General features: G+C 68.9%; 11 protein-coding genes. 3 read left to right on the top strand and 8 right to left on the bottom strand.

What is annotated here, in order from left to right:
* Window positions 1-12: 12 nt before the first annotated feature.
* Window positions 13-1,638 carry a rhodanese-related sulfurtransferase gene (locus ACV22V_RS20980; RefSeq protein ID WP_059525243.1) on the top strand — a complete coding sequence of 542 codons (1,626 nt, stop codon included), beginning with the start codon at window positions 13-15 and terminating at the stop codon, window positions 1,636-1,638.
* Between the two features lie 99 nt (window positions 1,639-1,737).
* Here the strand turns inward: ACV22V_RS20980 and ACV22V_RS20975 are convergent, their stop codons facing one another.
* Window positions 1,738-2,883, bottom strand: coding sequence for a glycerophosphodiester phosphodiesterase (locus ACV22V_RS20975; protein WP_059818999.1), 1,146 nt, complete (start codon window positions 2,881-2,883; stop codon window positions 1,738-1,740).
* A 371-nt stretch (window positions 2,884-3,254) separates the two neighbouring features.
* Here ACV22V_RS20975 and ACV22V_RS20970 point away from each other — a divergent pair, with 371 nt between their 5' ends.
* Window positions 3,255-4,319 carry a phytoene/squalene synthase family protein gene (locus ACV22V_RS20970; RefSeq protein ID WP_448015427.1) on the top strand — a complete coding sequence of 355 codons (1,065 nt, stop codon included), beginning with the start codon at window positions 3,255-3,257 and terminating at the stop codon, window positions 4,317-4,319.
* Between the two features lie 490 nt (window positions 4,320-4,809).
* Window positions 4,810-6,030, top strand: coding sequence for a porin (locus ACV22V_RS20965; protein ID WP_059689985.1), 1,221 nt, complete (start codon window positions 4,810-4,812; stop codon window positions 6,028-6,030).
* A gap of 154 nt (window positions 6,031-6,184) precedes the next feature.
* Here ACV22V_RS20965 and ACV22V_RS20960 read toward each other — a convergent pair whose 3' ends face one another.
* The 7 genes from ACV22V_RS20960 to ACV22V_RS20930 all read right to left on the bottom strand — a co-directional run bounded on the left by ACV22V_RS20960 (window position 6,185) and on the right by ACV22V_RS20930 (window position 12,585).
* Entirely contained in the window at window positions 6,185-7,663 is a 1,479-nt protein-coding gene (locus ACV22V_RS20960) for an efflux transporter outer membrane subunit (RefSeq protein WP_448015426.1), read from the bottom strand.
* Between the two features lie 10 nt (window positions 7,664-7,673).
* A complete protein-coding gene (locus ACV22V_RS20955) occupies window positions 7,674-8,828 on the bottom strand; it encodes an ABC transporter permease (protein WP_059689987.1) in 1,155 nt (384 codons plus the stop codon).
* A complete protein-coding gene (locus ACV22V_RS20950) occupies window positions 8,825-9,796 on the bottom strand; it encodes an ABC transporter ATP-binding protein (protein ID WP_448015424.1) in 972 nt (323 codons plus the stop codon). The genes ACV22V_RS20955 and ACV22V_RS20950 overlap by 4 nt, the downstream gene beginning before the upstream one ends.
* Window positions 9,793-10,761 (bottom strand): HlyD family secretion protein, encoded by a 969-nt coding sequence (locus ACV22V_RS20945; protein WP_448015422.1) that lies wholly within the window; start codon window positions 10,759-10,761, stop codon window positions 9,793-9,795. The genes ACV22V_RS20950 and ACV22V_RS20945 overlap by 4 nt, the downstream gene beginning before the upstream one ends.
* Window positions 10,758-11,456, bottom strand: a complete 699-nt coding sequence (locus ACV22V_RS20940; protein WP_448015420.1) for a TetR/AcrR family transcriptional regulator — start codon at window positions 11,454-11,456, stop codon at window positions 10,758-10,760. The genes ACV22V_RS20945 and ACV22V_RS20940 overlap by 4 nt, the downstream gene beginning before the upstream one ends.
* Before the next feature lie 255 nt (window positions 11,457-11,711).
* Window positions 11,712-12,134 (bottom strand): cupin domain-containing protein, encoded by a 423-nt coding sequence (locus tag ACV22V_RS20935; RefSeq protein ID WP_448015418.1) that lies wholly within the window; start codon window positions 12,132-12,134, stop codon window positions 11,712-11,714.
* A gap of 13 nt (window positions 12,135-12,147) precedes the next feature.
* A complete protein-coding gene (locus ACV22V_RS20930; RefSeq protein ID WP_059525262.1) occupies window positions 12,148-12,585 on the bottom strand; it encodes a carboxymuconolactone decarboxylase family protein in 438 nt (145 codons plus the stop codon).
* Between the last annotated feature and the right edge of the window lie 63 nt (window positions 12,586-12,648).

Here is a 12,648-nt window from a genome sequence, read left to right as displayed (position 1 = left end):
GACAGAGACATCGTGACGCAATCCGTTGATTCCACTTCCCGTTTCCCCGTCGCGTCGTACCAGGACGTACGCGCACGCCTCCTGGCCCGCGACGAGCTCGCGCTGATCGACGTGCGCGAGGAAGATCCATACGCGCAGGGCCATCCGCTTTGGGCCGCGAATTTTCCGCTGTCGAAGCTCGAACTCGACGCGTGGACGCGCATTCCGCGCCGCGACACGCCGATCGTCGTGTTCGGCGAAGCCGACGGCGAGGATCTCGCGCCGCGCGCGGCCGCGAAGCTCGCGCAGCTCGGCTATACCGACGTGCGGCTGCTCGACGGCGGTCTCGCGGGCTGGCTCGCCGCGGGCGGCGAGCTGTTCATCGACGTGAACGTGCCGAGTAAGTCGTTCGGCGAATGGGTCGAGGCCGAGCGCCATACGCCGTCGTTGTCGGCGCAGGAAGTGCAGGCGCTGATCGACGAGAAGGCCGACGTCGTGATCGTCGACGCGCGCCGCTTCGACGAGTATCAGACGATGAACATCCCGACGTCGACGAGCGTGCCGGGGGCGGAACTCGTGCTGCGCGTGCGCGCGCTCGCGCCGAACCCCGCGACCCGGGTCGTGGTGAACTGCGCGGGCCGCACGCGCAGCATCATCGGCACGCAGTCGCTCGTGAACGCGGGGCTGCCGAATCCGGTCGCGGCACTGCGCAACGGCACGATCGGCTGGACGCTCGCGGGCCAGACGCTCGAGCACGGCGCCGCCCGGCGCTTTCCCGACGACGTCGAACCCGCGCAGCGCGAGGAAGCCCGGCGCGCCGCGCGCGCGGTGGCCGAGCGCGCCGGCGTGCCGCGCATCGCGCTCGCGGACGTCGCCGCGCTCGACGAGCCGGGCCGCACGCTGTATCGCTTCGACGTGCGCACGCCGGAGGAATACGAGGCCGGCCATCTGCCAGGCTTCCTGGGCACGCCGGGCGGCCAGCTCGTCCAGGAGACCGACCATCACGCGGCCGTGCGCGGCGCGCGCATCGTGCTCGCCGACGACGACGGCGTGCGCGCGGACATGACAGCGTCGTGGCTCGCGCAGATGGGTTGGGACGTGCGCGTGATCGAGCCGGCCGGCACGGCGGCCTTCACCGAGCGCGGCCAGCCGCCGCGCGACGTGCCCGCGACGCCGCAGGTGGCCGAGGTGTCGCCCGCGACGCTCGCGGGCTGGCTGAAGGAGGCGGGGGCGGGCGAGATCGCGATCGTCGACGTGACGACCAGCGCGAACTACGTGAAGCGGCATATTCCCGGCGCGTGGTTCGTCGTGCGCGCGCGGTTGCGCGACGCGCTCGCCGCGATTCCGCCGGCGAAGCGCTATGTGTTCACGTGCGGATCGAGCCTGCTCGCGCGGTTCGCGGCGGACGACGCGCGCGCGTTGCTGCCGGCTTCCGCGGCGATCTCGGTGCTGACCGGCGGCACGGCCGCATGGATCGACGCGGGGCTGCCGCTCGAGCACGGCGAGACGCATCTGGCGTCGCCGCGCGTCGACCGCTACCGGCGCCCGTATGAAGGCACGGACAACGCGGCCGCCGCGATGCAGGCGTATCTCGACTGGGAATACGGGCTGGTCGACCAGCTGAAGCGGGACGGCACGCACCACTTCCGCGTGATCTGAGCGCGGCGCGGCAACCGGTGTGCGGCACGACATGCGCCGCGCCCGGTTGCCGCGCGTTCAGCGGCGCATCGCATGCCGCATCCGACGCGTTCGGTACGCTCACCGCTTGAACGTATCGACGGCCGTGCGGCCGACGGCCGGATCGTCGGTGAAGAAGCCGTCGATGCCCGCGCGCAGGTACGCCTGGATTTCGCGCACCGAGCCCGCTGTGTTGCGCGTGGCCGGCGTGCCGCCGTCCTTCAGCGACGCGGGCAGGAAGTTGTTCTCCGGACGGAACGTGTACGGATGCACGACGAGGCCGGCTTCGTGCGCGTAGCGCACGTACGGCGTCGGCTGCTGCAGCGTGCCGTCCGCGGCCACGGCGATGATCGACGTCTTGTACGGGCCGACACCGTTCGCATAGGACGCGATCTCGCGCATGCCGTCGCGCGTCGACAGGTCGCCGTAGGTGCGCTTGTCGTTCGCCTTCACGAAGTCGTACGGACGCTGGCCGGCTTCGTCCATCAACTGCACGAGCTTCCAGTTCGGCTGGCTCGACTTGATCCGGTTGCGGATCGCCTTCAGGTTCGCGACCTCGAACGACTGGATGTAGACGGTCGCCGTGCGTGCCGTGTACGGATCCTTCAGCAGCGCATCGACGAGACGGTCCTCGAGCGGCAGGCCGACCGACTGGAAGTAGGTCGGGTGCTTGGTTTCCGGATACAGATGAATCGTGCGGCCGGTCTGCGCGGACATCTGTTTCGCGAGCGCGACGATCTCGTCGAAGGTCGGAATCTCGAACTGGTCGTTGTACGCGGTGTTCGCCGGGCGGACCTGCGGAATGCGCTCGCGGGCACGCAGCGTCTTCAACTCGGCGAGCGTGAAATCCTCGGTGAACCAGCCGGTCAGCTGCGCGCCGTCGATCGTCTTGGTCGCCTTGCGGCTCGCGAACTGCGGCAGCGTCGACACGTTCGTCGTGCCGGAGATTTCATTCTCGTGGCGCGCGACGAGCACGCCGTCGCGCGTCGACACGAGGTCGGGCTCGATCACGTCCGCGCCGTCCTCGATCGCCTTGCGGTACGACGCGAGCGTGTGTTCGGGGCGCAGCGCGCTCGCGCCGCGATGGCCGACCACCTGGACCTTCGCGGAGATCGGCTGCGTCGGATCGGATGCCGACACGTCGTCGCCGCCGCAGGCGGCGAGCAGGAGGGCGGCGGCACAGGCGAACGGGATGCAGCGCAGGGCGGTCGGGCGCGTGAAGAGCATGTCGGTGAACCTTCGAAACGGAAGTCGGTGAAAGGGGCGTCGTTCCGGCGGCGCGGCCTGTCTCGGCGGGCCGCGCGGGATCGAACGGGACGCGATCGTCGCATCGAATAATTACATATGTATTACTTTCGCCTTTCTTTTGTGTTTCCGCGCAAGACGCACGGGACGGCCGGATCGCGCGACCGTGCGAGCGGCGCGATCAGGCCGTCGCCGGGAGCCGGCGCGCCGGATGCACTAAACTTGCGGGACTTTTGCATCGCCGCGCCGGGCCGACGCCCGTCCGCGCGACGATGCGGCGACTCGCGGGCCGGCGCGGGCGCCCGGCGCCCGTGTGCGTCCGGGCGCCCGCGCCGGCCGATTTTTACCGACCCATGACGACCCATACCGATCCCGCCTACCTGCTCGGCGACCTGCTGAAGAACGTTTCCCGCTCCTTCTACCTGACGCTGCGCGTGCTGCCCGACGGCATGCGCGACCCGGTCGGCCTGGCCTACCTGCTCGCGCGCGCGGCCGACACGATCGCCGACACGGCGCTCGTCGCGCCCGATCGTCGCGCGGCGCTGCTGACCGACCTGCGCGACGAGGTCGAGCGGCTCGGCGACGGCGCGGCGCTGTCGCGTGCGCTGGAGGACGTGACGCGAATGCAGACGGATTCGCACGAGCACGTGCTGCTCGGCTCGATGCAGCCGATGCTCGCGCTGCTGCGCGCGCAGCCGGAGGCGGATCGCGCATCGATCCGCAAGGTCGTCGCGACGCTGACGTCGGGGATGGAGTTCGACCTGCGCACGTTCCCCGACGAACAGTCGGGAGAGGTCGCGTCGCTGCCGGACCGCGACATGCTCGATCGCTACACGTATCTGGTCGCCGGCTGCGTCGGCGAATTCTGGACCGACATGACCGGCGCGCACACGCGGGCCGCGCGCGGCTGGGACCTGGCGGACATGCGCGAGAAGGGCATTCGTTTCGGCAAGGCGCTGCAGATGACCAACATCCTGCGCGACTGCGCGAAGGACCTGCGGATCGGCCGCTGCTACCTGCCGGACGACGTGCTGGCCGCGCACCGCGTGGGCGTCGCCGACCTGATGTCGCCCGACGCGTCGGCGCGCGCGCGCGGCGTGCTGGTCGACCTGCTGCGCGTGGCGCTCGATCAGTATCGCGACGCGTGCCGGTACACGCTGGCGATTCCGCGCCGTTTCGTGCGTCTGCGGCTCGCGTGTCTGTGGCCGATCATGATCGGCCTCGAAACGCTCGAACGGCTGGCCGGCCATGACGCGTGGCTCGATCCGGCGAGGCCGGCGAAGGTGCCGCGCAAGCGGATCTACCGGATCATGGCGTCGTCGCTCGCGCTCGTCGGCTCGAACGCGGCGATCCGTGCGCGCATGAACGCGCTCGTCGACGCGGTAAACGCGCGGATCGAGCGGCCGTCCGCGCGCTGATTCTCGCTGAACGATGCTGGCGCGACAGGCGCGGGCATCACCCCTCGGCCCGCATTCGCCGGGCCGCTTCCGTCCGATTCTCCCCACACGCACTGAAACGTTTTCACGATTTCGCTTTCCGAAACGTGGGTGTCATGAATGTCAGCGATCCTGCGCGGCGGCGTTGAATCGTGGCAGCCGCCGCGGTCGCGCATTTGTAAGAAGGTTGTTGCCGAAGGCGTCTGACGACATTGGACGGTCGCGATGCACCAGTAAAAATGTAAAGCTAGGGTTTTCACCGGGAAATGCCGGAAAGGCCCACCGCGTAAGCGTTTTCAGGTGTTATGTAACCGTTTGGTGAACCCCTGCGTTGCGTCGATCATACGATGACCGACTGCACATGTTGGGAAACGATTGGTAATCCGTCAGAATCGCACCGGCATGTACTCGCACATGTGTCAGTCATAAAACCACACCAGAAAAGAAATCATTCTTTGAGGACGGAGAATCAATGAAAAAGCGCGTCGCTTTCGCCATGACGGCAGTGGGTCTCGCAGCCGCTACCGCCGCCCACGCCCAGAGCAGCGTGACCCTGTACGGTATCGTCGACAACGCCATCGCCTGGCAGAACAACTCGTCGGCGACCAGCGCGGTTTCGGGCGGTCACTCGAAGGTCCAGATGGCCACCGGCATTTGGGCAGGCAGCCGCTTCGGCCTGAAGGGCAGCGAAGATCTCGGCGGCGGCACGAAGGCGATTTTCCAGTTGGAAGCCGGCTTCAACGCGAACAACGGCTCGTCGCAATGGACGAACGGCATCTTCACGCGTCAGGCGTGGGTGGGGCTGACCAACCCGACGTACGGTACGCTGACGGCCGGCCGCCAGTACACCGCGTACTACACGCTGCTGTCGCCGTATAGCCCGACGACGTGGCTGACCGGTTACTACGGCGCGCACCCGGGCGATATCGACTCGCTGGACACCAGCTACCGCGCGAACAACTCGCTCGTCTACATGTCGCCGAAGTTCTACGGCTTCACGGTCGGCGGTTCGTACTCGCTCGGCGGCGTGGCAGGCAGCTTCAACCGCGGCTCGACCTGGAGCGCGGCGATCCAGTACCTGAACGGCCCGGCAGGCATCGCGGTCGGCTATCAGCGCATCAACAACGCGACGCTCGGCGGCGGCGTGTGGGGCGCGAACTCGACCGCGCAAAACGGTCTGGATTCGAACGGCAACGGTGCCGAGCAGGCCGTGTCGTCGATCAACGGCGGCTACAAGACGGCACAGTCGCAGCAACGTGTCGCCGTGACGGCCGGTTACCAGTTCACGCCGGCGTGGGACATCTCGGTGTCGTACTCGAACGTCCAGTACATCCCGGGCAACCTGTCGGCATTCCACAATACGGCGATCTTCAACACGGCGGGCGCAGTGCTGCACTGGAAGGCAGCGCCGCAGTGGGACTTCGCGGCAGGCTACTCGTACACGCGTGCGACCCAATCGAACGGCGTCTCGAGCGCGGCCAAGTACCACCAGGTCACGCTGTCGCAGTACTACAGCCTGTCGAAGCGCACGGGCCTGTACGCGGTTGAAGCGTACCAGCACGCTAGCGGCAACACGATCAGCGGCCTGACCGGCGGCATCGTCAACGCAACGACGTCGATCGGCGACGGCGTGGGCGCAGGTTCGAAGCAGAACCAGATCGCTGCAGGCGTCGGCCTGATCCACCGCTTCTGATGTCGCGCGGCGCGTGAGCGCCGCTCACGGCATGCGGTATGAAAAACCGGCCTTCGGGCCGGTTTTTTTTCGTGGGTGCGCGCCGCACGCGTGGCGCGGGTGCCGTCGTCGGCCGAGCAGCGTCCGACGACGTATGCCCAAGCCGTCCCGATCGTCAGCGGCTCGAATCGTCCGACCAGTTCCCCGCCAGCGACTGAAACAGCGCCGCCGTATCGGCAAGCCGGTCGGCCTGCGCGCGCGTGCGGTCGAGTGCGGTCTGCAGTGCCTGCCGCTGTGCGTCGAGCAGCGCGAACGTGCTGATCCCGCCTGCCGCGTAACGGTCGCCGGCAATCGCGTTGCCTGCCGCCGCTTCCCGTGCGGCCGTGTCTCGCGCCTCCAGCTCCGCCGCATCGTGTTCGACCGCGCGCATCGCGTCGGCCACCTGCTGGAGCGCCAGCAGCACGGTTTCCCGATAGCTTGCGAACGCGGCGTCGTATGCGGCTTCGGTCGCGCGCTTTTTCGCGCGCAGTTCGCCACCGTGAAAGAGCGGCTGCGTCAGGCCGAGACCGACATTCCAGACATTGAGCCCGCTCACGATATCCGCGATGCGCGTGCGTTCCGAACCGATCCCCGCCGAAATCGAAAAACGCGGATACAGGTTCGCGGTCGCCACGCCGACGTTCGCGCTCGCCTGATGCAGCACGGCCTCCGCCGCGCGGATGTCGGGCCGTTCGCGCGCGAGCGTCGACGGCAGCGCGACCGGCAGCGTGTGCGGCAGCGCGAGCGCATCGAGCGTGAGGTCGGGCAATGCGGCGTCGGACGGCGGCGCGCCCAGCAGGATCGCGAGCCGGTGGCCGGCCTGCGCGAAGCGGGCCGCGAGCGGCGGCAGCGAGGCCTGCGTCTGCGCGAGCAGCGTGCGCTGCGCATGCACGTCGGCCTGCGATACGCCGCCCGCCGCGAAGCGCGCTTCGACGATGCGCAACTGCCGCGCCTGCGCGTCGACGAGCTGACGCGTGAGCGCGATCTGCTGCGCGAGCGACGCGCGCAGGATCGCGGTCGCAACGACGTTGCCCGCGAGCGTCAGGCGCGCGGCGTCGAGCGTGTATGCCTGATAGTCGACCTGCGCGCGCAGCGCTTCGAGCGCGCGCCGGTTGCCGCCGAACACGTCGAGGACGTACGACACGCTCACCGACGCGTCGTACAGCATGAATGGCCCCGGATTCGGCACGTTGGCGGGCAGCCCGAACGCGGCGACGTCGACCTTCTGGCGCGTGGCGGACAGGTTCGCGTCGACGCGCGGCAGCATCGTCGCGCCGGCTTGCGCCGCATGGTTCTGTCGCGCTTCGTCGAGCCGCGCGCGGGCCTCGGCGAGCGTCGGGCTGTTTTGCCACGCGGTATCGACGAGCCGGTTCAGCGGCGCCGAATCGAACCGCGTCCACCAGCGTTGCAGCGTGTGCGCGGCCGGCGCGAACGTCTGCGCGTCGCTGGCCGCCGCCGTCGCCGCGGGCGCTTCGTCGCGTGTGTAACGCTGCGTGGCCGGCGCGTCCGGCGTGTGGAAATCCGGCCCGACCGCGCATCCGGCGACGAGCAGCGCAACGGCCGCCAATGCGCTGCCGCGGGCGGAGTGGGAGGCGTGACGCGAAGCCGGTTTCATCGCGCGGCCCCTAGTCGAGCGTGCGCCGGTAGAAGCGCAGCGCGATGCCCATCACGACGAGCGTGAAGAGCGCGACCGGCCACACGGACGGCCACAGGTCGGCCCAGCCGTTGCCTTTGAGCAGGATGCCGCGCACGAGGCGGTTGAAGTAGGTGAGCGGCAGCAGGTTGCCGATGAATTGCGCCCACCGCGGCATCCCGGCGAACGGAAACATGAAGCCCGACAGCAGGATGTTCGGCAGGAAGTAGAACACCGCGAGCTGCATCGCCTGGAGCTGGTTCTGCGCGAGCGACGACAGCGTGATGCCGACCGTGAGGTTCGCCGCGATGAACAGCAGCGCGGACAGGTAGATCGCGAACACGCCGCCGACGAACGGCACGTCGAACACGTAGCGTGCGGCGGCGAGGATGATCGACACCTGGATCAGCCCGATGAACACGTACGGGACGATCTTGCCGGTCATCACCTCCAGCGGCCGCACGGGCGTCGCCAGCAGATTCTCCATCGTGCCGCGCTCGCGTTCGCGCGTGATCGCGAGGCCCGTCATCATCACCATCGTCATCGTCAGGATCACGCCCATCAGCCCCGGCACGACGTTGTACTGCGTGATGCCTTCGGGGTTGTACAGGCGGTGCAGCACCACGTCGAACGCGGCCGGGCGGCCGTTCAGGTGCGCGAGCGGGCCGGTCAGGTCCTTGTCGGCGACGGGTTGCACGAGGCCCGGCAGCGCGCCGATCGCCGACGCGGTCGCGACGGGATCGGTCGCGTCCGCCTCGACGAGCAGCGCCGGGCGCTCGCCGCGCAGCAGCCGCTTCGAGAAATCGGCCGGCACGCTCAGCACGAACTGCACGTCGCCACGGGCGAGCGCATGCCGGCCGGCCGATTCGTCGGGCAGCGTCGCGACGATGTCGAAGTACGCGGAATTGCGCATCGCGGCGATGAAGCTGCGCGCGAACGGGCTCGAGTCGGCGACGATCACCGCGGTCGGCAGATGCTTCGGGTCGGTGTTGATCGCGAAGCCGAACAGCGCGAGCTGAATGATCGGCACGCCGACGATCATCGCGAACGTCACGCGGTCGCGGCGCAGCTGCAGGAATTCCTTCAGCACGATGCTCCACCAGCGCGCGACCGAGAACGATTCGCGCAGGCCCGTCCACGCGTTCATGTCGCCGCTCCGCCGGGCGGCCCGGACGCGCGGCCCATCATGTAGATGAAGACGTCTTCGAGCCCGGTGTCGATCGGCGCGACCTGCAGCGGTGCGCGACCGTCCGTCTGCGCATCGGCTTGCGACGCGACCTGCGCGAGCGTTGCGTCGAGCAGCGCGCGATCGCGGCCGCTCACGTGCAGCGTCGAACCGAACACGACCGTCTGGTCGACGCCCGGCATCGTGCGCAGGCGCGCGGACAGTTCGGCCAGATGCCCGCCGGTGACCGAGCGTGTCGACAGGTGCTGCGACGCGACGATTTCCTCGGACGTGCCCTGCGCGAGCAGTTCGCCGGACGCGATGTATGCGAGCTTGTGGCAGCGTTCGGCTTCGTCCATGTAGTGCGTGCTGACGAGCACCGAGATGCCTTGCGCGGCCAGCCGGTGCAGTTCTTCCCAGAAGTCGCGGCGCGCGGCCGGATCGACGCCGGCCGTCGGTTCGTCGAGCAGCAGCAGTTCCGGCTCGTGCAGCATGCACGCGGCGAGCGCGAGACGCTGCTTCCAGCCGCCCGACAGCGCGCCCGTGAGCTGGTCCGCGCGGCTCGCGAGGCCGAGCCCGTCGAGCGCGCGAGAGACGGCCGCCCGGCGATCGGGCATCCCGTACACGCGTGCGACGAAATCGAGGTTCTCGCGGATCGACAGGTCTTCCCAGTACGAGAAGCGCTGCGTCATGTAGCCGACACGCCGCTTGATCTGCGCGCTGTCGCGCACGATGTCGTAGCCGAGGCAGGAGCCGCTGCCCGAGTCGGGCGTGAGCAGGCCGCACATCATGCGGATCGACGTCGTCTTGCCGCTGCCGTTCGGCCCGAGAAAGCCGAAAATCTCGCCGCGCGCGACGCGCAGCGAGACGTCCTTCACGACGTGTTTGTCGCCGAAGCGCTTGTTCAGGCGGTCGACGTCGATCGCGTACGGAGCGGGTGGCGCGTTCATCGCATCCTCACGGCGACGGGCTGGCCCGGGTGCAGCTTCGGCGCGTCGGCGACGGCGGGGCGCGCTTCGACCATGAACACGAGCTTGGTCCGGCTCTCGTTGCTGTAGATCACGGGCGGCGTGTATTCGGCCTCGCGCGACACGTAGGTGACGTGCGCGGGGACGTCGGCGGGGCAGCCGTCGCAGCGGATCGCGACGGTGCGCCCCGGGGCGATCGATGCGAGGGCGGCTTCCGGCACGAAGAACCGCACCTTCAGGTTTTGCGGCGGCAGCATCTGCACGACCGGATTGCCGGCCTGCACCCATTCGCCGACGCGGTACAGCGTGTCGTACACGCGCCCGGCGGCGGGCGCGGCGACGCGCTTCTGGTCGAGCTTCCATTGCGCTTCGGTGACGGCCGCCTGCGCGGCATCGACCTGCGCGGCCTGGGCGGCCACCTGCTGCGCGCGTCCCGGCAGGCGCGCGACGTCGACCTGATTTTGCAACTCGCGCACCTGCGCGGCGGTGGTCTGCGCGGACGTGCGCGAATCGTCGAGCTGCTGCTTCGACAGACCGCCGGCCGCGTACTGGCGCTCGTCGCGCACGCGTTGCGCGGCGGCGCGCGCGGCCTGTGCGGTGGCCTGCGCGAGTTGGGCCCGCGTGACCGCGACTTCCGGCGGACGCTTGCCGGTCTGCAGGTCGGCAAGTTGCGCGCGTGCGGCCGCGAGCTGATGCTGCGCCTGCAGCAATGCGGCCGTTTCGTTGACGGCTTCGAGCGAGAACACCGACATGCCGGCCGCGACGGCCTGGCCGCGTTCGACCGACAACTGCGTCAGCGTGCCCGCTTGCGACGACGACAGGTACACGAATTCGCCTTCGACATAGCCTTGATAAGTCGCCACGTCGTTCGCCGGCCGTCCGCAGCCGGCGAGCAGCGCGACGGCGGCGGCGGCCAGTGCGAGCGGCGGCGGGCGGGACACGTTCACGACGGCCTCCGGGGCGAATGTGCGCCGGCATCCGGCACGGCGGCGGGCGGCTGCAAGCCGGAACCGAGCAGCGCGCGGACGTGGCGATGCAGCACGTCGCGATCGACCGGCGGCAGGCCGCGCGCGCTTTGCCACAGCTTCGCGGTGGCGAGCGGCAGCATCACGAGCGCGATGATCGAATGGAACAGGAATGCGGGTTCGAGCGCGGGATTCAGCGTGCCGGCCTGCTGCGCGGCGCGGATGCGCTCGGCAAAGCGGCCGACGTGCTCGAGCGGAATGCGCCGGATCATCCGCTCGCGCAGCAGGCCGCCTTCGTGGACGATCTCGCGCAGCCAGATCGACGGCAGCCAGGGCATGCGATCCGTGACGTCGAAGAACCGGTCGACGAGTTCGGCGACGAGCGCGAACGGATCGTTTTCGATCTGCGGGGCGGTTGGCCGCCACACGAACGCGATGACCTGCGCGAGCCGCTCCTCGACGATCGCGTCGAGCAGCTGCTCGCGATTCGTGAAGTAGTAATGGACCATCGCCGACGTGACGCCGGCGGCCGCGGCAATCTGCGCGACGGTCGTCGCCGCGATGCCGCGCTCGGCGAACAGCTGCATCGCGACGTCGAGCATGTGGTCGCGCAGGTCGAAGTCGTCCACCGACGGGCGGCGCCCGCGCGGCCTGGCGACGGCGGATTTCGCGTTCATGCAGACGACGCTAATTGACGGGTTAGTTAATTTCAAGGAAGGGTTTTCGCCCGCGTTGATCGAGATCAGGCGTGTGTCGAACGGCGGTGCGGACGAGCGGGGTGGCGGCGTGACGAAGGGGCGTATGCCAGTGGCGGAATGTAGGAAGCGGCTAATGGGGAAACCACGGGGAACCGGGGGAGGAAGCGCCCGCGGCTGGCGAGGACGCCGCGCGTCACGGGTGCGTGCCCGACACGGCACGCACCCCGAACGTCGTCACTGATCGATCGGCGACTTCAGCGGCTGGTGCTCGCCCGTCAGCCCGAACACGACGAGTTGCGCGGGCTCGGTCGCGCTCGCATTGCGCGACACCTGGTGGCGCGAGCCGGGTGGCTCGTACCAGCCTTCGCCGGCGCGATAGCGGCGCACCGGGCCGTCGTTCACCTGCGACAGCACTTCGCCCTTCGACACGACCGCGAACACCGAGCCGAGGTGTTTGTGTGCTTCGGACGCCTGACCAGGCGCATAGTCGACGGTCGCGACGACGGCGAGCTTGCCGGGCGCTTCGGGCACGGCCTGTTGCATGATCGCGTGCACGTTGTCGGCGGCATCGTGCGCAATGGCGGCGGCCGGCAGCGCGGCGACGAGCGCGAGCGGCGTGCACAGCATCGCGCGGCGGAGCGTGAAGCGGGAGCGCATGATCGTCGTCTCCTTACTCGGGCATCTTGCGGAATGCGATCGCGAAGCGGTTCCACGTGTTGATCGTCGCGATCAGCATCGACAGTTCGAACAGCTCCGTGTCGTTGAAGTGCGGCTTCACGGCTTCCCAGACGGCATCTGGCACGTGGTTGTCGGCGATCAGCGTCAGCGCTTCGGTCCACTCCAGCGCCGCGCGTTCGCGCTCGGTGAAGAACGGCGTTTCGCGCCAGACGACGACCGCCGCCAGGCGGCGATCGGTCTCGCCGCCCTTGCGCGCATCGGTGGTGTGCATGTCGACGCAGAACGCACAGCCGTTGATCTGCGACGCGCGCAGCCGGACCAGTTCGGCGAGCGGCTTCTCGATCGAGCTTTTCGCGATGAATTCCTCGGCGTTGCGCATCACCTTGATGGCGTTCGGGCTGGCGGTATAGAAGTTCAGGCGCGGTTGCATGGCAGGTCCTTTTTCCGGTTGATGCGCACGGTGGCGCGACAGGACCCACTTTAAGCGTGGCAC

The sequence above is a fragment of the Burkholderia sp. AW33-5 genome, from assembly GCF_053427615.1.
Note: the sequence above shows the minus strand (reverse complement) of the source record. Positions and strands in the feature narration are given on the sequence as shown.